The organism is Paraburkholderia sp. (assembly GCF_035656215.1).
GTDB lineage: Bacteria > Pseudomonadota > Gammaproteobacteria > Burkholderiales > Burkholderiaceae > Paraburkholderia.
The window spans coordinates 1-18,620 of sequence record NZ_DASRSY010000323.1 but is presented as its reverse complement, the minus strand read 5'-3'; the positions used below and the strand labels follow the sequence as shown (position 1 = coordinate 18,620).

Sequence of the window (18,620 nt, the reverse complement as noted above, 5' to 3'; positions counted from 1 at the left end):
ACCGACATCATCCTGATTACGCACGAAACGGTTGAAAAGAACGTCAACGCGGCGATCAAGACGATCGAAGCGCTGAAGACCGTTGTCTCGCAAGTCACGAAGCTGCGCATGGAAGCGCTGAACTAGGCCGAACTATGAACTACCTCTCTACGCGCGGCGCCGGAGCCGGCGAGCGCCATACGTTTTCCGACATTCTGCTGGGCGGTCTCGCGAAAGATGGCGGCCTGTACCTGCCCGCAGAATATCCACGCGTCACCGCTGACGAACTGACGCGCTGGCGCACGCTGCCGTACGCGGACCTCGCCTTCGAGATCCTGTCGAAATTCAGCGACGACATCCCCGCCGAAGACCTGCGCGCACTGACGCGCAAGACCTACACGGCCGAGACCTACTGCCATGTGCGCGACGACGAAAGCGCCGCGCAGATCACGCCGTTGAAGACGCTGGGTATCGAGAACGGCGCGCCGCTGTCGCTGCTGGAACTGTCGAACGGTCCGACGCTCGCGTTCAAGGACATGGCGATGCAGCTGATCGGCAACCTGTTCGAATATGCGCTGGCCAGGCACGGCGAGACGCTGAACATTCTGGGCGCAACGTCGGGCGACACCGGCAGCGCCGCGGAATACGCGATGCGCGGTAAAAAGGGTATTAGCGTGTTCATGCTGTCGCCGCACAAGAAGATGAGCGCGTTCCAGACGGCGCAGATGTACAGCCTGCAGGACCCCAATATTTTCAACATCGCGGTCGAGGGCGTATTCGACGACGCCCAGGACATCGTGAAGGCTGTCTCGAACGACCACGCATTCAAGGCGAAGTACAAGATCGGCACGGTCAACTCGATCAACTGGGCGCGCGTCGTGGCGCAGGTCGTGTACTACTTCAAGGGCTACTTTGCCGCGACGAAGTCGAACGACGAACGCGTGTCCTTCACGGTGCCGTCGGGCAATTTCGGCAATGTGTGCGCGGGTCACATCGCGCGCATGATGGGTTTGCCGATCGAGAAGCTGGTGGTCGCCACGAACGAAAACGACGTGCTCGACGAGTTCTTCCGCACCGGTATTTACCGCGTGCGCAAGGCGGCTGAGACGTACCACACGAGCAGCCCGAGCATGGACATTTCGAAGGCTTCGAACTTCGAGCGCTTCGTGTTCGATCTGCTGGGCCGCGACCCGGCGCGCGTGCTGCAGTTGTTCCGCGACGTCGAAGAGAAGGGCGGTTTCGACCTGGCGGCGAGCGGCGATTTTGCGCGCGTGAAGGAATTCGGTTTCGTGTCGGGCCGCAGCAGCCACGAGGACCGCGTGGACGCGATTCGCGATGTTTTCGAGCGTTACGACACGATGATCGACACGCACACGGCAGACGGCCTGAAGGTGGCACGCGAGCATTTGCAGGCGGGCATCCCGATGATCGTGCTGGAGACGGCGCAGCCGATCAAATTCGGCGAGACGATCCGCGAAGCGCTGCTGCGCGAACCGGAGCGCCCGGCCGCGTTTTCGGGTCTGGAGTCGCTGCCGCAGCGATTCGAAGTGCTACCGGCGGACGTCCAGCACGTGAAGGACTTCATCGTCGCAAACACGGGCGAGTAACACTGTGAGCATCGAGCGCGACGGGGTCGCGCCGATGCGACGGATGAGGTGATAACGGAGCCATTGGTTTCAAGAAATACCGCTACGGCGCGCGCAGCGCCGCCGGAAGAATGACGGCCTTGTCACCGGGGCCGAATGTGCGAGAAAACTGATTCCAGATGCACCACTGCCTCCTCCAAGCCAGGGGACCCGCTTAAGGACTAGCGGTTTGAGCTGCTTTCTTTTGCCTACTTTTCTTTGCAGCAGGCAAAGAAAAGTAGGTGCCCGCCCCGCACAGGGGCGACGCTAATAAACCAATAAGAATTCAAGCAAAGGCCAACGCCGTAAGCGCACAGAAAAACACCACCGCCAAAGGCAAAAAAACCACCATAACCCCAAGCCGCCACCGGCCACCGCAATCGACCGCTACAATATTCCTTTAAACCTGCGGCTTCGAGACCAGACGATGTCCACCCCAACGCCCCGCGCTCCGATGCTCTCCACCGCCGAAGCGTTGGCGATCCTGCTCAGCGCAGCGAGCCCGATCACCGGCACGGAATCGATCCCCACGCTAGACGCGCTCAACCGCGTGCTATCGGCTGACGTTATTTCGCCGCTAGACGTCCCTCCAATGAACACCAGTTCAATGGACGGCTACGCGATCCGCACCGCGGACTTGGCAGAGACCGGCAACCGCCGCTTGCCGGTCTCCCAACGCATTCCAGCGGGCCACGCGCCCGAGCCGCTAAAGCCAGGTACGGCCGCCCGCATCTTCACGGGCGCCACAGTGCCGCCAGGCGCAGACGCGATCGTCATGCAGGAGCAGACCGAGACCGCCGGCAACGAAGTCACGATCCTCCACAGCCCGGCATCCGGCGAATGGATCACAGCCCAAGGCGCGGACATCCGCAGCGGCTCGATCATTCTCCCGGCCGGCACGCGCCTGACGCCGCAGGCATTGGGGCTCTCCGCCTCGGTCGGCTGCGCTGAACTCCAGGTGTACCGTCGCGTAAAAGTCGCCGTGTTCTTCACCGGCGACGAACTGACCATGCCTGGCGAGCCGCTGAAACCTGGCGCGATCTACAACTCGAACCGATTCACGCTGCGCGGGCTGCTGGAAAAACTGGGCTGCGACGTCACCGACTACGGCATCGTCCCCGATAAACTCGACGCTACCCGCGCGACGCTGCGCGAAGCCGCGCAAGCTCACGATCTGATCCTCACCTGCGGCGGCGTGTCGGTAGGCGAGGAGGATCACGTGAAGCCAGCAGTCGAGGCCGAAGGGCGTCTGTCGATGTGGCAGATCGCGATGAAACCCGGCAAGCCGCTCGCGTTCGGCGCGGTGCGCCGTGCTGCGCAGCAGGCAGATGCGGCTACGTCAGCCGAAACCTTCTTCATCGGCCTGCCGGGCAACCCGGTCTCCAGCTTTGCGACCTTTTTGCTGTTCGTTCGCCCGTTCGTCCTGCTTCTGGCCGGCATGCGGACAGTGGCGCCGCGTGCGCTGTCGCTGCGCGCCGATTTCACGCAGAACAAGGCCGACCGTCGCAACGAATTTCTGCGCGCGCGCGTCAATGCGGCCGGCGGCCTCGATCTGTTTCCGAATCAGAGCTCCGCCGTGCTGACATCGACCGTATGGGGTGATGGCCTGATCGACAATCCGCCGAACCACGCTATCAGCGTCGGCGAAACCGTGCGTTTCATTCCCTTTTCCGAATTGCTCAACTGAGGCCGGCAATAGCCGGCGGTTTCCCGATGAAGATTCAACTTCGATATTTTGCAAGCGTGCGCGAAGCGCTCGAAACCGCTGACGAATCGGTCGATCTGCCCGACGGCATTGCGACCGTCGGCGACGTGCGCGCCTGGTTGCGCGTGCGCGGCGGCATCTGGGCCGACACCCTAGCCGAAGGCCGCGCGCTGCGCATGGCCTGCAATCACGTGATGACCGATGCGGGTACGCGCATCACCGAAGGTTGCGAAGTCGCGTTCTTTCCGCCCGTCACTGGCGGTTGAGCCACGCCGGATCGCCGCTCAACCACGCTAAACCCGCTAAGCCGCACAGGAGCCAGAGATGCCCGTTCGCGTCCAGACGGAAGATTTCGACCTCACCGCCGAGGTGGCCGCGTTGCGCGCGCGCAATCCGAAAATCGGCGCCGTGGCCTGTTTTGTCGGCACCGTGCGCGATCTGAACGACGGCAGCGCGGTCGAAACCATGGAACTCGAACACTATCCGGGCATGACGGAGAAGTCGCTGGAAGCGATCGTCGTGAGCGCGCGTGAACGTTGGCCGGGGATCGAGGTGCTGATCGTGCATCGGGTCGGCAAGCTTTATCCGCTCGACCAGATCGTGCTGGTGGCAACCACCGCCGCACATCGGGGCGACGCCTTCGCATCGTGTGAGTTCGTGATGGACTATCTGAAGACCCAGGCGCCGTTCTGGAAGAAAGAGAAGACCGAAGAAGGCGAGCGCTGGGTCGATGCCCGCGTCACCGACGACGCGGCGCTGGCTCGTTGGGGTTTCGAATCGGGAAATCGGGCTGAGGATTAGGGCGCGTCCTCGTGCCGTCCGTGCGGTGGCCTCGGCGGAGGGCGAACATGGTGTGGTGGGGCGCTGCGGCGCTCTTTGAGCTTGTTGCCCTCTAAATGGTCCCAGCGCGACCGTTAAACGGCGGTTTGGCGCCTGGTGCTCGCCTGTTGAGCGAGCCAGACGCGCTAAAGCAAGCGTGTCATTCGTCCCGCGCTTTACCGATGATTCGTGTTGGAAACGGCTCGTCGCGCGGGCGCGTGGCGTCGTGTGAATCATCATCGTTACGCGGACGCTTCGGCGCGACACGCTCCAGCAACGCCTGCTGTTCGGCCGGAATCTTGTAGTCCCAGCCGAAGCGGCTCAACTGTAAGCTCTGCGCGATACGCAGCGCCGGTTCCATGAAGCGGACCGCCGCAGCCGGTTCATAGCGCGACTCCACCGTATCCAGAAACAGGTACAGCCAGCGGCTGAAATGCTGCGGCTCGACGCCCTCGAGCGGCTGATGCGCCAGTTGCACATTGCCGCGGTATTGCTTCGCGCCCAGCACCAGACTGCCCCAGAACGTGCACATCTTGGGCAGGTGATCGTCCCAACGGCCCGCCAGCGTCGCGTCGAACACCGGGCCAAGCAACGGATCGGCCCTTACGCGGTCGTAAAAGCCGTAGACGAGCTCGCGAATATTCGCCTCAGTAGGCTCGGCGGCGCGCTCGACAATCGGTGCGGGAGGAAAAGATGGATTCATGCAAATTCCAGATAATGCGGTTATTCATTGTGAGTCGCCACACAGCGCCACAGACCGTCAGGAATGACCTCGAACTGCGCCCAAACGAAAGGAAGTAGGCCGCAAATACCCCGCTTTTCACATAAACGGCCTCTGCGGGAAACGTTACCATTACTGCCGAAAGACAAACACCGACTGTCAGCGCAGAATAATAAAATATGCGTGACGCCTGCATCTTATGGCGAAGCGACGGCCCCCGGCAACCCTTGCATCGACGCGGTTATCCCCCGGATCGCGGCTTGCGCTCATGTGGCACCTGCACTTATGAGACTGACCGACTATACGGATTACTCACTACGCGTCCTGCTGTACCTCGCTGTCCGTGGCGAAGGCCTGGCGACCATCCAGGACATCTCGGACGCGTACGGCATATCCAAGAACCATTTGATGAAGGTGGTGCAGCAACTCGGCGAACTCGGCTGGGTGGAGACCGTGCGCGGGCGTAACGGCGGCCTGCGGCTCGCCGAACGAACTAGCGCGCTGACCGTGGGCGAGATTGTGCGAGCCACTGAAAGCGACTTTGCTCTGGTTGTGTGCTTCCCGGACCGGCAAGGTGAGCGCCGGGCATGTGTCATTACACCGCACTGCCGTCTGCGCGGCGCGATCGAGGCGGCGCGCAACGCGTTCCTCGCCGAACTCGACCGCTATACGATCGGCGAGGTTGCAGAGCCGCACGGTCCACTGGCTGCGCTGCTAGGTTTAAGCACTGTCATTCCGATCGTGCCGGTCGCGCCTGCTGGCGGCGCTGTACCGCTTTCCTGAGCCGGCTGGCAAGTTCTCGCGCGTCAAATGTTAAATAGTTGCTACTGATTGCAAAAAAGCGCTTGAAACCTGCGTAAAACGCCTCAATTTGGTGGTAATCGAAATTGGAGGTCTCTTGATGAGAATCGACAAACTCACCACTAAATTCCAGGAAGCACTGGCCGACGCGCAGAGTCTGGCCGTCGGTCATGACAATCAATACATTGAACCAGTTCATGTCCTCTCGGCGCTCGTCGCCCAGCAGGATGGTTCGGCGCGTTCGCTGCTCTCACGTGCCGGCGTGCATGTCCAGGCGCTGCAAACCGCCCTGAACGATGCCATCACGCGCTTGCCGCAGGTGCAGGGCACAGACGGCAACGTGCAGATCGGTCGCGAGCTGACTGGCCTGCTGAATCAGGCGGACAAAGAAGCACAAAAACTCAATGACACGTTCATCGCGAGCGAGATGTTCCTGCTCGCGATCGCCGACGACAAAGGCGAGGCCGGCCGTCTCGCGCGTCAGCACGGTCTGTCGCGCAAGTCGCTGGAGAGCGCGATCGCGGCGGTGCGCGGCGGTTCGCAGGTGCATAGCCAGGACGCGGAAAGCCAGCGTGAAGCGCTGAAGAAATACACCGTCGATCTGACCGAGCGCGCGCGGGCCGGCAAGCTCGACCCCGTGATCGGCCGCGACGACGAAATTCGTCGTTCGATCCAGATCCTGCAACGCCGCACCAAGAATAATCCGGTGCTGATCGGCGAGCCGGGTGTGGGTAAGACCGCGATCGTCGAAGGCCTCGCGCAGCGTATCGTCAACGGCGAAGTGCCGGAAACGCTGAAAGGCAAGCGCGTGCTGTCTTTGGACATGGCGGCGTTGCTGGCCGGCGCGAAATATCGCGGCGAGTTCGAAGAACGCCTGAAGGCCGTGCTGAGCGACATCGCGAAAGACGAAGGCCAGACCATCGTTTTCATCGACGAAATTCATACGATGGTCGGCGCGGGCAAGGCCGAAGGCGCAATGGACGCGGGCAATATGCTCAAGCCGGCGCTTTCGCGCGGCGAGTTGCATTGCGTTGGCGCCACCACGCTCGATGAGTATCGCAAGTACATCGAAAAAGACGCCGCGCTCGAGCGCCGCTTCCAGAAGGTGCTCGTCGACGAACCGTCGGTTGAGGCGACCATCGCGATCCTGCGCGGTCTGCAGGAGAAATACGAATTGCATCACGGCGTCGACATCACCGACCCGGCGATCGTCGCGGCGGCCGAGCTGTCGCATCGCTACATCACGGATCGTTTCCTGCCGGACAAGGCAATCGATCTGATCGACGAAGCCGCTTCGAAGATCAAGATGGAAATCGATTCGAAGCCGGAAGAAATGGATCGGCTCGATCGTCGGTTGATCCAGTTGAAGATCGAGCGCGAAGCCGTCAAGAAGGAAAAGGACGAAGCGTCGCAAAAGCGTCTGCAACTGATCGAAGAGGAAATCGAGCGGCTGGATCGTGAATACTCGGACCTCGAAGAAATCTGGACCGCGGAGAAAGCGGCGGTGCAGGGTAGCGCGCAGCTGAAGGAAGATATCGAAAAAACGCGTGCGGAAATAGTCCGTTTGCAGCGTGAAGGCAAGCTCGAGAAGGTCGCCGAGTTGCAGTACGGCAAGCTGCCGGGTCTCGAAGCGCAGTTGAAGGAAGTGACTCAGGCGGAAGCGAAAGAGCAGAGCAACCCGACACGCCCGCGCCTGTTGCGCACGCAAGTGGGCGCGGAGGAAATCGCAGAAGTCGTCTCGCGCTCCACCGGCATTCCGGTGTCACGCATGATGCAAGGTGAGCGCGAAAAGCTGCTGCAGATCGAAGAGAAACTGCACGACCGGGTGGTCGGTCAGGACGAAGCGATCACCGCGGTGGCCGATGCGATTCGCCGTTCGCGTGCGGGTCTGGCGGATCCGAACCGGCCGTATGGCTCGTTCCTGTTCCTCGGGCCGACCGGCGTGGGTAAGACCGAGTTGTGCAAAGCACTGGCGTCGTTCCTGTTCGATTCGGAAGATCATCTGATCCGTATCGACATGAGCGAATTCATGGAGAAGCATAGCGTCGCGCGTTTGATCGGCGCGCCGCCGGGCTACGTCGGCTACGAAGAAGGCGGTTACCTGACGGAAGCCGTGCGCCGCAAGCCGTACAGCGTGATCCTGCTCGACGAAATCGAGAAGGCGCATCCGGACGTGTTCAACGTGCTGCTGCAAGTGCTCGACGACGGCCGCATGACCGACGGCCAGGGCCGTACTGTGGACTTCAAGAACACGGTGATCGTGATGACGTCGAACCTCGGTTCGCAGGTGATCCAGGCGATGGTCGGCGAGCCGCAGGAAGCGGTGAAGGATGCGGTCTGGGAAGAAGTGAAGCTGCACTTCCGCCCTGAGTTCCTGAACCGGATCGACGACGTCGTGGTGTTCCATGCACTCGACCGTTCGAACATCCAGTCGATCGCGCGGATTCAATTGCAGCGTCTGCATGAACGGCTTGCCAAGCTCGACATGCAACTGGTGGTGTCGGACGCGGCCCTGGAGCATGTCGGCAAGGTCGGCTACGATCCCCTGTTCGGGGCGCGGCCGTTGAAGCGCGCAATCCAGCAGGAGATCGAGAATCCGGTCGCCAAGCTGATCCTGGCCGGCAAGTTCGGTCCGAAGGACGTGATTCCGGTCGAAGTGGAAGACGGCAAGCTGGTGTTCGATCGCGTCGTGCATTAAGCGAAACGCGTTGGGCGAGGCAGGAAGCGGCAGTGGTTGAGCCGTTCCTGCGGACGTTAAAAAGCGGCAACGAAGGTGACTTCGTTGCCGCTTTTTTCGCCCGCTTTTGCCATGCTACATGGCGGCGACGGGTAAAGCTGCTTACGCGTTGCCCTTGCCAAACAGCGCGGACAGGCCGCCGAGCGCGCCGAGCACGGTTGTCGAATTCAGCTTGCCTTCGGCGGGTACTTCACCTTCTGGCGTCGCTGCGTTGACGACGTGCGGCAGGATCTGCGACAGGAGTCCGGTGACCTGATCCGGCTGTACGCCGGCTTTGGCTGCGAGGTTGGCGACGGTGTCCGAGCCGAGCACGCTATGCAGCGCATCCGGGGTGATCGCCTGGTTCTCGCCGTTGCTGACCCACGACGAAACGACGTCGCCGAGGCCCTTTTCCTTGAAGCTGCTGATCAGGCCGTTCAGACCGCCCGGCTGGTTGTTGACGAATTCCAGTGCGGCTGAAACGAGGGCTTGCTGGCCACCACCGCCTTCAGGCGATTTGCCAACCAGGGAACCGAGTGTGTCGAGTAGGCTCATGACGGTCTCTCTTGAATGCCGACCCGTGTTTGACGAGTCAGCGGGTGAAAACGCCGCGCGGTCGCGCGGCGCCGGTGGAGGGAAGGCGACGGGAGCGGGGCGGCGCTTATGTGGCTATCACGCGTACATCACACGTGACCAGCGCTGCCGCCAGCTGCCGGTGCTCTACCCAGTTTATGCGCCGCCAGAGGCTGCCGCAGCCGATGCAGCCTTGCTCTTCTTCGCCTTCTTCTTCGATGCCTTGGTGCCGGATGCGTCGGCGGGCGCGCTGGCAGCGGCCGCTGTCGCCGCCGGCGCGGAAGCTGCCGCCGCGTCGGACGCTTCGGCCTTGCTCTTTTTCTTTGACTTCGACGCCTTGGTGCCGGATGCCGCGGCAGGCGCCGCCGGTGCTGTCGTCGCCGCGGCGGTAGTCGCTGCGGGCGCTGCCGCCGGTGCCGCCTTGGTGCTCGCGGTACTGCTGGACTTCGCGGCAGCCTTGGCGCCTGCAGGCGGTGTGGACGAGCCGTTGATCGTCAGACCGGCCGTTTCGAGATTGGTCACCGATTTGGTGCCGATGCCTTTGACGCGGGTGGCGAGATCGTCGGCATCCTTGAACGGGCCGTTCTTGGTGCGTTCGTCGATGATCGCTTTCGCATGCACCGGACCAATACCCTTGACCGATTCAAGCGCCGCCTGATCGGCGGAATTCACTTCGACGGCCGCCGCAAATCCGGCCGACAGCGACAAAGCCAAAGCAACGCAAAGCATCAAAAGCTTCTTCAGCATGGCAAGTACTCCATTGAGGGCAAAAAAAGTTAGCCGCTAAGGGACGACTCGGGACGAAGCATCCTGTAAGCATTCGCTGCGCTTAAGCATAGAACAAATTGCGCGCCCTTATTTGCAAACGCCGACGATTTATACCGATCGAATCGTGACAAGTAAATCAGGGTGGACAATATTTAAAGATTTTGCCTGGCGATTAAGCCGTTCTGAGTTTATCGATCAATGCGGATCACTGTAAATAACGGCCACGCAGACAAATGACAGCGCGGCCTACTTGACTTAGAGTGCACTCGAAGTCCTAACCTGAGTTCCGTCATGTCGAAAATGTCAAAAGCGCTCACCATCGGCGAGGTCGCCGGAACGATCGGCGTCTCCACCCACACGCTGCGTTACTACGAGCAGGCCGGCCTGATTCGGGCTGTCGGGCGTACGCAGGCGGGGCATCGCCTGTATTCACCGGCCGATCTCGACTGGCTGCTGTTCCTGATGCGTCTGAAGGCGACCGGCATGCCGATCGCCGGAATGCAGGCGTTCGCGGCGCTGCGGGCAGAGGGTCAACCGACGGTAGGCGAGCGCCGCGACATGCTGGTGGCGCATCGGGATACGGTTTTGGCGCGGATCGCCGAGTTGCAGAGCAATCTCGGCGCGATCATCGACAAAATCGCCTATTACGAGACAGCTGGGCAGCAGCTTGCCGCGAGCATCCCGACACGACAGATCGACGAAACCCAATCGCTTTCGCATTCGGAAAAGGACTCACCATGGAACACGCACAAAACGATCGCTACACCCGAGGCTGGAACAAACTGAAGGAAATCGACGGCTCGACCGGCGAGCAGGTGATTGCCGCGCTTGCACCGATCGCACCGGATTTCGGACGCCTGCTGATCGAGTTCGGCTTCGGCGATATTTACAGCCGGCCGCAGCTCGATCTGCGCGCGCGGGAGATCGCGACGATTGCATCGCTGGCGACGCTCGGCTGCGCGCAACCGCAGTTGAAGGTGCATATCGAGGCGGCGTTGAATGTCGGCTGCACGCGAGAGGAAATCGTCGAGGTGTTCATGCAGATGGCGCTCTACGCAGGCTTCCCGGCGGCGCTGAACGCGCTGTTCGCGGCGCGGGAGATTTTCGAGCGGCGCGATCAGGCGTTGGCGGAGGAGCAGGTGACGAAGGAAGCGCAAGCGGCCTGAGGTAGGAGAGAAGGGCGGGCGGCTGCCGGGCGCAGCCGCTTTTTATGAAGAGTAAGACGCAACTAACGGTCAGTTATTGCATGTCGCTTCGACAACGCGCCGTCTGTGCGGCCTAGAAACCCGGCCAGCATAAGCGGGCCAGGCTGTGACAGTTTCGCACGCTGGCTCCTGCGATTCGCTCGAACAAGCCCAGCAGGCCCACAAACCGATTGAACCCACTGAGTCGATCAGCCCATCAAACCGCCGAATCCACCCTGACCACCGTTTCGGCGCGCAAATACCGCTTGCTCACGCCGCGCCAGTACAGCAGCAAACCGATGCCCGCAATCGCCAGGCTCACCGTGTTCGCGACCCAGAAGCCGCGCGCGCCGGTGAGCCATTCCGGCGTGGTACCGAAGACATTGAAGCCGAGCACATAGCCGCCGCCGAGCCCCACACCCCACAGCGCAACCGCATAGATAACGGTCGGCACGACCGCCACCTTGTAGGCGCGCAGCACGAACGCGGTGGTAATCTGCAACGCGTCGAACAGGTGATAGCACACGACGATCAGCACCAGCGGCATCGCTGCCGCCACGACCTGCGGATTCGGCGTATAGCCTTCGATCACGTAAGGCCGCAGCACCAGCACGATCGCGCCATAACAACAGGCGATCGCCACCGCCATCATGATGCCGTGCCGCGACAGCGTGCGCGCCGCTTCAGGACGATGCGCGCCGAGCGCCTGCGCGACCAGTGTCGACGAAGCGATCCCGATCGACAGCGGCGTCATATAGAGCACCGCGCCGATGTTGCCGGCGATCTGGTGGCCGGCCAACGTCGTCGTGCCGAAGCGCGCAATGAAGAGCGCCATGAACGTGTACGAGGTGACTTCGATCAGGTACGACAGACCCATCGGAATGCCCAGGCGCAGCTGCGCCGCCTGCCGGCGCCAGACCGGCCAGCAGAAGTGCGCAAAGATCGCGAACGGTTTGAATACATAGACGCGCGTCAACAACAGCATCCCGACAACGGCCAGCCCCCAGTTGATCGCGGTGCTGGCAAGTGCGCAACCCGGGCCGCCGAGCGCCGGCACGCCGAATCCGCCGAAGATGAACCACGTATTGAGCGGGAACTTGAGGAGCAGCGCGCTGATCTGCAGAATCATCACGAGCCGCGGTTTGCCGACCGCATTGGTGATCGAGCTGTAGACGCGAAAGGCGAGGCCGGCCGGCAGGCCGAACGCCAGAATCTGCAGGTAAGCGACCGTGCGCTCGTGCAGTGCTTCGGGCACGCGCGCCAATTGCAGCACGGGCTCCGGAAAATAGAGAATCAGAAAGCCGATCACGGTCAGCGCGAGCGCGAGCCACAAGGCCTGGCGCACTTCTTCGCCGATCTCGATATAGCGGCGCGCGCCGTAGAGTTGCGCGGTGATGGGTTGCAGCGCGGTCAGGATGCCGGTCAGACCGATGTAGACGGAAATATAGATCGACGAGCCGAGACCGAGTGCGGCTAGATCGATAGCCGAATAGCGGCCGACCATCGCCGTGTCGATCACGCCGAACGCGATAATCGCCAGTTGGCCGATCAACACGGGCCATGCGAGCCCGGCGATTTTCCGTACGTCGGCGAACATGATCAGTCCGGCTTCTTGTGCCAGCTGCGGCGTTTGACGACCGGCGGCTTCGGACGGTCGATCCGCACGTACAGGCGGAAGCGTTCATCGCGGTCGGCCACGCGACGGCCTTCCCACACCAGCTTCCATACGAAGTCCGACATCGCGCTTGGATCGCCGAAGTCCTGAGTGTCCTGCCGCAGGATCACGTCGCAATCCTGGTTGAATGAGAAATGCATATCGCCGAAATAGGCGAAAGTCGCGATCTGCGCGTTACCGAGGCGCACCGGCGAGATGCAGGTGTAGTCCTCCGGCAGATGGCTCGCGATCTGCTCGGCAACGTCCTTATAGGTCCGGCTGTAGTTGACGACCGGCAGCCACAGTGTCATCAGCAGCACCCACATGAGCGTCGTGCCGGCGCTCGAGAGCACCACGCTGCGCCACAGGACTTTCGGATGACGGGCCAGGCGCCATTGCACCAGAACGAACCAGCAGATCGTCACGGCGACTGCACACACGAACGACAGGATCTTGAACTGCGGCGCAAAACCCGGGGCAAGACGCGCGAGGTTGCGCGCGAGCGGGTGCGGAAAACCGGTCAGCCCGGCTATGTACACCAGCCAGACGAAGCTGCCGAGGATCGTGAAACTCAGCAGCGCGAACCAGTCGATCGCGTTGATCGCACCGCGTTTGAGCGTGGGCAGCGCGAAGGCGGCCAGCACCGCGAGTGGCGGCAGTAGCAGCATGTAAAGCCGGTTCGACTGATGGCTCTGCAACACGACCAGCACGAGCAGCGGCCCAATCACCGACAGCGGAATCGCCACGTGCGGCGCACGCCGCAGGCCCGACCAGCTGAACCACGCCCAGAGCGCCAACGGCCAGGCCGGCCACGTGAAGAGCGGCAGGTTCTTGAGTGCGTAGGCGGCCACCGAGCCGGGCGGCCCCGCGAACGACGACAGGCTGACGTGCACCCACTGGTTCAGATACCAGACGGCGTCATCGGGAAAGGCGGCAAGCGCGGCGATCGGCCACGCGACCGACAGCGCAAGCGCCACCGGCAGACCGCCCAGCAGCAGCCAGCGCGAACGCGCCTCGCGCACGATCAGCGCCATCGCCAGGGTGCCGAGCAACAGCGCGCCAACCAGCACCGGGCTGCTGGCCAAGGCGACGAGGCCGAGCGCCAGGCCCCAGATCAACGCGCCCTGGATTGGCTTGTCGATCATTCGCACGAGCCCATAGACGAGCATGGCGATGCCGAAGAACTGCGCTAGCTGCGGCGTGGTTTCGTGGCCGCGTTCGGCAAGGCCGAAGCAGGCGAGCAAAATCAGCAGCGCGCCGTCGGCGAGGGTGCGGCCGTAGTCGCGCGGTTCCGGCTCGCCGCCGAATGCATATTTGAACGGCTGCACTTCGGCGCGCCGGCCGAGCAGATAAGCCGCATACCAGACGAACGCGCAGGCCGCGCAAAACAGCAGGCCCGTAAACACGCGTGACGCGTTGCTCGCGTCGACCCATGGCGCAAGGGCGCGGATCGCACCTGCACCAAGCCAGTAGCCGAGCGGGCCGTCTTCCGTCATGTACTTGCCGACCAGATTTGGCAGCAGCCAGTCGTGCGCGCCGCCGTTGGCCATTGTCCACATGACGCCGAAGCCGGCTGCGTCCTCGTTCTTCCACGGATCCCGGCCGAACAGTCCGAAGAAGGCGTAGACGATACAGATGGTCAGCAGCAACCAGCGCGGCAATGCACTGGTCGCGGAGGCAGTGAGGCGAACGACAGGTCTCATGCGGTGTGTGGATATCGGATAGGCGGTGCAGCCAGGACCGGACGGGGTGTCCGGCCGGAATGGCCAATTTGGAGCATCCGGCATTGTAGTCGTGCCGTGCGATGCGCGTCACGGGCGGTAGTGGCTCGCAACGTCGTTGGGGTTCCTGTAACACGGTGCCGCAACGGGCGGCCTGGTGCTTACAGGCGTCCGGGATAAGGAGACAAAGGAGCAGAGACAAAAAAGGGCAGCTCGCGCTGCCCTTTTTTGCTGCTGCTTCGTTGCTGGCCAAGGCCTGCGACGAGGCGGATATTACTTCGCAGCTGCCTTGCCGGTAGCGCGCGAGCCGAACTTCTTGTTGAACTTCTCGACGCGGCCTGCCGTGTCCATGATCTTTTGTTGCCCGGTGTAGAACGGATGCGATTCCGACGACACTTCGATCTTGGCGAGCGGGTAGGTCTTGCCGTTGAATTCGGCAGTTTCACGCGTCTGGATGGTCGAGCGCGTTACAAACTTGAAGTCGATCGACATGTCGACGAACAGGACTTCGCGGTAATCCGGGTGAATGCCTTCTTTCATGGTCTTTCCTTTAATCTGGCGGTAGCCAACCCGCGAGCAGCCGCTACGAATGCGGACTGCATCTAGGCGCGAGCCACTTGCCTATGGTCGAAAAACGGCGATTATGCCAGAAAATCAGTCGCTTGACGACCTTTCTACGACCTTTTTGCCAGCGTTTTGCCTCGTTTTCGCAGGCGCTGCGCCGGTTCGTTTCTCGTGCGCCTGCCACGCGGCAGCCGGTACGGCGCCCCTTATGCGGCGGGCGTCAGGCCGGAGCGAATGCCAATCCCACCCGCGCCGGATCCTGACGGTAATATCGCGCCAGCAATCGGTATAGCTCGGGATATTCCGCCTCGAACGCCTTTGGCTGGACGAACAGCGCCTCGCTGCACACGGCAAAAAATTCCGATGGATGGTCCGCCGCATACGGATCGATCAGCGAATCGCGCTCGAAATGCGCCCAGCGCCTGTCCGGCACCGCGTCCACTTGGGTGCAGAAATGGTCGTATGCATGGTCGAAGACGTCGGCCCATGCCTGTGAATCGAGCGGTGCATGCCAGCGGCGGGTGAGCGGCGGATGGCCGTCCGCCTCGCCGGTCAGCATGTCGATCTTGTGCGCGAATTCATGAATCACGACGTTATAGGCGTCAGTGCCGCCGGTCATCTGCGCGTCTTCCCACGACAACACCACGGGGCCGCCTTCCCATGCTTCGCCGCTCGCGTCGTGCTCGACTTCGTGCACCACGCCGTCTTCGTCTTCAACCGTCTTGCGGATCACGAACTCGCCCGGATAGACGATCACGCCGACCCAGCCGCGATACAACTCGAGGCTCAGATTCAGCACCGGCAGACACGCTTGCGCGGCGATCGCCACAGTCATGGCGTCGGTCAACTCGAGTTCGTGCGCGGTCGAAAATTCCTTTTGCGCGATAAAGAGGCTCGTCAGCTCGCGCAGACGCGCACGATCCGGCGCCTCGAGATGTGCGAGGAACGGCAGGCCGTCTAGCGTGGCTTGCCAAAGAGCGTCGTCGATCGCGTAGTCGCGCAGTGCGCGGTCACGGCGGCGCGTACCGAGCCATTGGGTGAGTTTCGAAAGCATAGCCTGATGAAACCCCTAGTCGATCTGTTTTTGCCACGCGGCGAAAATGCCGCCGCATATCGCAACGCCGATCAGGAAATAGAAGCCGTCCAACGAAGTCAGGAAGCTTGCCTGCTGCGCGACCGTCCGGCTGATTTCCACTATCGCAAGTGAATGCGCCTCGGACGGCGAGCGGCCGGCGGCGCTGAAGCCGCTGGTCAACGCCGCGAGCGAATTCTGGAACAACGGATTGTACGGATTCACGAACTCTGCGAGGCGAGCTTGATGCAACGCCTGCCGATGTTGTTCGACGATGATCACCGAGGCCGTCGCGAACGAGATGGTCAGTTGCCGCACGATGTTTTTTAGCCGGTAGCCATGCGTGAATTCTTCAATGGCGAAGATTCTAAACGTCAGATTGGCGACCGGCAGCACGATGAACAGCAACAGCAAGCCGCGCAGCAGCATTGGCACGATTAGCGCCGCTTGGCCCACGCCCGGCGACATGCGCGTCATCCACGCCGCGGCGAACGCGGCCACCGCGAAGCCCGGTACGATAATCCACTTCTTGCGCGGCAGGAGCTTCGCGTAACGCAGATAGACGAACAGGGCACTCGCCGAAATCAGCGACGTCACGCCGACCAGCCGCCCGGTATTCTCGACCGGATAGCCGAGGCCGCTCTCGAGAAAACGCGACGTCAGATAGCTGAATACGGTCGAGATGTAGTAGTAGAACATGTACAGCACGAGCCCGACCTGAAACACTTTTTCGCGCAGCGCATGCAGGCGCACCAGCGGCGCCGGATGGTGCCATTGCTGGTATGCGAACCAGCCGAGCGCGACGACGCCCGCGACCGTCAGCAGAATCAGCCCCGGCGAGGCGCTGAACAGTTGGAACCGCACTTGTTGCATGACGATTTGCAACGCGCCTTGCGCGAATGCGAAGATCAGATAAGGCCAGAAGTGCGCCGCGCCACGCTCCTCCGGCAAGCGGTTACCGGTGTCCGGCAGCGCGAGCAGGGCGAGAATGGCAAACAGCACGCCGGCCGGCGCGGTGCAGGCGAATAGCGCGCGCCAGTCGAAATGCGCGACCAGTTGGCCGCCGATCAACGGCGCAAGCGCACTGCTCAGCACGATCAGCACCAGAAAAGCACGGGTTGCCGCAGGCCGCTGCTGTGGCGTGAAACTCATCTGGATCAGGATGCGGCAGGTGCCCATCATCGGGCCGATGAAGTAGCCCTGAAAGCCGCGCGCGAACGCGAGTTCGATCGACGACTCGCACAAAGTGGCGGCGATCGCGCCAACTGAATAGAGCAGCATGCAGCCGGCCACGTAGCGCCGGTAGCCGAAGCGCTCGACCCACCATTGCTGCTGCAGGATGCCGAGCACGGCCGCTACTGCATAGGCGCTCGAGGCCCACACCAGTTCATCCGGCGACGCGTTGATGCCGCCTGCAATGTAGCTGGTGAAAAACGAAAAGATCGCGTTGTCGAAATAGTCGAGGCCGGTGACGACAGCCAGCACCCACGGGAAAAAATCGCCGCGCAGTTTTACGACGCTGAACAACGGCGTGCGGGAAGGTGCGGCACTCATGCGGACGGATCCGAGTCGGAGTCGGGCGCAGTATCAGGCGCGACTTCATTTCGTGTCTTTCTGCGTCCTCCTTGCGGTGTGGTGGTCGCCTTGGCGCGCGCGTTGCGGCGCTGCTCGAGTAACGCGTCCGCATTTTCTCCAGCGAGGCGTCGTTCAAGATAGTCGAGGTCGGGACTTAGTTCGACTCGCAGTTTCTGCGCTTCCTTGAGTTCGCGGCGCATCGTTTCGATGCGGGCATCGAGCGCTTCGACCTGTTCCGAGATGGCGTCGCGAATCTGCTGCAGCGATTCGGAGGAATAGCGATGGCCGCCTTCGACCGGTTCGAGCGGGCGCTTGAGCATTTCGGTGATGCCGTGCAGTGAAAAGCCGAGCGAGCGCAGGCGCAGAATACGGCCGAAGCGCTTCAGGTCTTCCTCGTCGTAAAGCCGATAGCGGCCTTCGCTGCGGGTAGGCGAGACGAGGCCGCGTTCCTCGTAATACTTCAGCGTGCGCGACGTGACGCCGAGGCGTTCAGCGGCGTCACGTACGGTGAGCAGGGCGGGCGAGTCCTTCGACATAAGGTGGGGCAGGCATGACGGACGGAACGCATTGTACTGCAACGTGTACGTTCACGTACAGGTTCGTGCACTAACACCCATTCTTACCTATTCTTTGGGGCGAAATATTGCGGACGAAAAAAAACCGCTCGTTTCTGGCGAGCGGCTTTCTTATGCAGTGCAGCTATTTCGACGTGAAGCTTTAGCCGCCGCTGCCACGACGCATCATGTCGAAGAACTCGGAGTTGCTCTTCGTCTGGCGAATCTTGTCGAGCAGGAATTCCATCGACTCGACTTCGTCCATGTCGTGAATGAACTTGCGCAGCACCCAGATCTTTTGCAGGACTTCGGGCTTGATCAGCAGTTCTTCACGGCGCGTGCCGGACTTGTTCAGGTTGATCGACGGATAGACGCGCTTTTCAGCAAGGCGGCGTTCCAGGTGCACTTCCATGTTGCCCGTGCCCTTGAACTCTTCGTAGATCACATCGTCCATCCGGCTGCCGGTTTCGATCAGCGCCGTGCCGATGATGGTCAGCGATCCGCCTTCCTCGATATTGCGCGCCGCGCCGAAGAAGCGCTTCGGACGTTGCAGCGCGTTTGCGTCGACACCACCCGTCAACACCTTGCC

Annotated in this window: 16 protein-coding genes and 2 pseudogenes; 8 read left to right on the top strand and 10 right to left on the bottom strand. The window is 61.9% G+C overall.

The annotated features are described in order from the left end of the window. The first annotated feature begins 134 nt into the window (after nt 1-134). The 4 genes from thrC (at nt 135) to moaE (ending at nt 4,110) form a co-directional block, all read left to right on the top strand. Nucleotides 135-1,586 (top strand): threonine synthase, encoded by a 1,452-nt coding sequence (gene thrC, locus VFE81_RS18615; protein ID WP_325046000.1) that lies wholly within the window; start codon nt 135-137, stop codon nt 1,584-1,586. A 472-nt stretch (nt 1,587-2,058) separates the two neighbouring features. Further along, nucleotides 2,059-3,291, top strand: a complete 1,233-nt coding sequence (gene glp, locus VFE81_RS18610) for a gephyrin-like molybdotransferase Glp (RefSeq protein WP_325046001.1) — start codon at nt 2,059-2,061, stop codon at nt 3,289-3,291. A 26-nt stretch (nt 3,292-3,317) separates the two neighbouring features. Further along, nucleotides 3,318-3,575, top strand: coding sequence for a molybdopterin converting factor subunit 1 (gene moaD, locus VFE81_RS18605; RefSeq protein ID WP_325045999.1), 258 nt, complete (start codon nt 3,318-3,320; stop codon nt 3,573-3,575). 58 nt (nt 3,576-3,633) lie between these two features. Next, complete coding sequence (gene moaE / locus VFE81_RS18600) at nt 3,634-4,110, top strand: molybdopterin synthase catalytic subunit MoaE (protein WP_325045998.1); 477 nt, start codon at nt 3,634-3,636, stop codon at nt 4,108-4,110. A 178-nt stretch (nt 4,111-4,288) separates the two neighbouring features. On the opposite strand, the gene VFE81_RS18595 is transcribed toward moaE, so the two are convergent. Continuing rightward, complete coding sequence (locus tag VFE81_RS18595) at nt 4,289-4,831, bottom strand: group III truncated hemoglobin (RefSeq protein WP_325045997.1); 543 nt, start codon at nt 4,829-4,831, stop codon at nt 4,289-4,291. Between the two features lie 303 nt (nt 4,832-5,134). On the opposite strand from VFE81_RS18595, the gene VFE81_RS18590 reads away from it, so the two are divergent. After that, nucleotides 5,135-5,632 carry an Rrf2 family transcriptional regulator gene (locus tag VFE81_RS18590; protein ID WP_325045996.1) on the top strand — a complete coding sequence of 166 codons (498 nt, stop codon included), beginning with the start codon at nt 5,135-5,137 and terminating at the stop codon, nt 5,630-5,632. Nucleotides 5,633-5,750: 118 nt separating this feature from the next. After that, entirely contained in the window at nt 5,751-8,348 is a 2,598-nt protein-coding gene (clpB, locus tag VFE81_RS18585) for an ATP-dependent chaperone ClpB (RefSeq protein ID WP_325045995.1), read from the top strand. A gap of 141 nt (nt 8,349-8,489) precedes the next feature. On the opposite strand, the pseudogene VFE81_RS18580 reads toward clpB, so the two are convergent. Both VFE81_RS18580 and VFE81_RS18575 read right to left on the bottom strand, forming a co-directional pair. Then, nucleotides 8,490-8,924, bottom strand: a pseudogene (locus VFE81_RS18580) (YidB family protein); the annotation flags it as partial. Nucleotides 8,925-9,095: 171 nt separating this feature from the next. Continuing rightward, entirely contained in the window at nt 9,096-9,686 is a 591-nt protein-coding gene (locus tag VFE81_RS18575; RefSeq protein WP_325045993.1) for a ComEA family DNA-binding protein, read from the bottom strand. 312 nt (nt 9,687-9,998) lie between these two features. On the opposite strand from VFE81_RS18575, the gene VFE81_RS18570 reads away from it, so the two are divergent. Both VFE81_RS18570 and VFE81_RS18565 read left to right on the top strand, forming a co-directional pair. Further along, nucleotides 9,999-10,493 carry a MerR family transcriptional regulator gene (locus tag VFE81_RS18570; protein ID WP_325045992.1) on the top strand — a complete coding sequence of 165 codons (495 nt, stop codon included), beginning with the start codon at nt 9,999-10,001 and terminating at the stop codon, nt 10,491-10,493. After that, nucleotides 10,445-10,873, top strand: a complete 429-nt coding sequence (locus VFE81_RS18565; protein WP_325045991.1) for a carboxymuconolactone decarboxylase family protein — start codon at nt 10,445-10,447, stop codon at nt 10,871-10,873. Before VFE81_RS18570 ends, VFE81_RS18565 begins: the two co-directional genes overlap by 49 nt. A 235-nt stretch (nt 10,874-11,108) precedes the next feature. On the opposite strand, the gene VFE81_RS18560 is transcribed toward VFE81_RS18565, so the two are convergent. The 7 genes and pseudogenes from VFE81_RS18560 to rho form a co-directional block, all read right to left on the bottom strand. After that, on the bottom strand, nt 11,109-12,488 hold the full coding sequence (locus tag VFE81_RS18560; RefSeq protein WP_325045990.1) for an MATE family efflux transporter: 1,380 nt from the start codon (nt 12,486-12,488) through the stop codon (nt 11,109-11,111). A 2-nt stretch (nt 12,489-12,490) separates the two neighbouring features. After that, nucleotides 12,491-14,248, bottom strand: a complete 1,758-nt coding sequence (locus tag VFE81_RS18555) for a glycosyltransferase family 39 protein (protein WP_325045989.1) — start codon at nt 14,246-14,248, stop codon at nt 12,491-12,493. Between the two features lie 291 nt (nt 14,249-14,539). After that, nucleotides 14,540-14,806, bottom strand: a complete 267-nt coding sequence (locus tag VFE81_RS18550; protein ID WP_115782860.1) for a type B 50S ribosomal protein L31 — start codon at nt 14,804-14,806, stop codon at nt 14,540-14,542. 244 nt (nt 14,807-15,050) lie between these two features. Beyond that, nucleotides 15,051-15,884 (bottom strand): M90 family metallopeptidase, encoded by an 834-nt coding sequence (locus tag VFE81_RS18545; RefSeq protein WP_325045988.1) that lies wholly within the window; start codon nt 15,882-15,884, stop codon nt 15,051-15,053. Between the two features lie 15 nt (nt 15,885-15,899). Further along, nucleotides 15,900-17,456 carry an MFS transporter gene (locus VFE81_RS18540; protein WP_325045987.1) on the bottom strand — a complete coding sequence of 519 codons (1,557 nt, stop codon included), beginning with the start codon at nt 17,454-17,456 and terminating at the stop codon, nt 15,900-15,902. After that, nucleotides 17,453-18,013 carry a MerR family transcriptional regulator gene (locus tag VFE81_RS18535; RefSeq protein ID WP_325045986.1) on the bottom strand — a complete coding sequence of 187 codons (561 nt, stop codon included), beginning with the start codon at nt 18,011-18,013 and terminating at the stop codon, nt 17,453-17,455. Before VFE81_RS18535 ends, VFE81_RS18540 begins: the two co-directional genes overlap by 4 nt. A 181-nt stretch (nt 18,014-18,194) precedes the next feature. Next, nucleotides 18,195-18,620, bottom strand: a pseudogene (gene rho, locus VFE81_RS18530) (transcription termination factor Rho); the annotation flags it as partial.

Excerpts from the sequence above, each read along its gene's own strand:
- thrC (WP_325046000.1), top strand. The coding sequence starts at position 135 with ATGAACTACCTCTCTACGCGCGGCGCCGGAGCCGGCGAGCGCCATACG.
- glp (WP_325046001.1), top strand. The coding sequence starts at position 2,059 with ATGCTCTCCACCGCCGAAGCGTTGGCGATCCTGCTCAGCGCAGCGAGC.
- moaD (WP_325045999.1), top strand. The coding sequence starts at position 3,318 with ATGAAGATTCAACTTCGATATTTTGCAAGCGTGCGCGAAGCGCTCGAA.
- moaE (WP_325045998.1), top strand. The coding sequence starts at position 3,634 with ATGCCCGTTCGCGTCCAGACGGAAGATTTCGACCTCACCGCCGAGGTG.
- VFE81_RS18595 (WP_325045997.1), bottom strand. The coding sequence starts at position 4,831 with ATGAATCCATCTTTTCCTCCCGCACCGATTGTCGAGCGCGCCGCCGAG.
- VFE81_RS18590 (WP_325045996.1), top strand. The coding sequence starts at position 5,135 with ATGAGACTGACCGACTATACGGATTACTCACTACGCGTCCTGCTGTAC.
- clpB (WP_325045995.1), top strand. The coding sequence starts at position 5,751 with ATGAGAATCGACAAACTCACCACTAAATTCCAGGAAGCACTGGCCGAC.
- VFE81_RS18575 (WP_325045993.1), bottom strand. The coding sequence starts at position 9,686 with ATGCTGAAGAAGCTTTTGATGCTTTGCGTTGCTTTGGCTTTGTCGCTG.
- VFE81_RS18570 (WP_325045992.1), top strand. The coding sequence starts at position 9,999 with ATGTCGAAAATGTCAAAAGCGCTCACCATCGGCGAGGTCGCCGGAACG.
- VFE81_RS18565 (WP_325045991.1), top strand. The coding sequence starts at position 10,445 with ATGGAACACGCACAAAACGATCGCTACACCCGAGGCTGGAACAAACTG.
- VFE81_RS18560 (WP_325045990.1), bottom strand. The coding sequence starts at position 12,488 with ATGTTCGCCGACGTACGGAAAATCGCCGGGCTCGCATGGCCCGTGTTG.
- VFE81_RS18555 (WP_325045989.1), bottom strand. The coding sequence starts at position 14,248 with ATGAGACCTGTCGTTCGCCTCACTGCCTCCGCGACCAGTGCATTGCCG.
- VFE81_RS18550 (WP_115782860.1), bottom strand. The coding sequence starts at position 14,806 with ATGAAAGAAGGCATTCACCCGGATTACCGCGAAGTCCTGTTCGTCGAC.
- VFE81_RS18545 (WP_325045988.1), bottom strand. The coding sequence starts at position 15,884 with ATGCTTTCGAAACTCACCCAATGGCTCGGTACGCGCCGCCGTGACCGC.
- VFE81_RS18540 (WP_325045987.1), bottom strand. The coding sequence starts at position 17,456 with ATGAGTGCCGCACCTTCCCGCACGCCGTTGTTCAGCGTCGTAAAACTG.
- VFE81_RS18535 (WP_325045986.1), bottom strand. The coding sequence starts at position 18,013 with ATGTCGAAGGACTCGCCCGCCCTGCTCACCGTACGTGACGCCGCTGAA.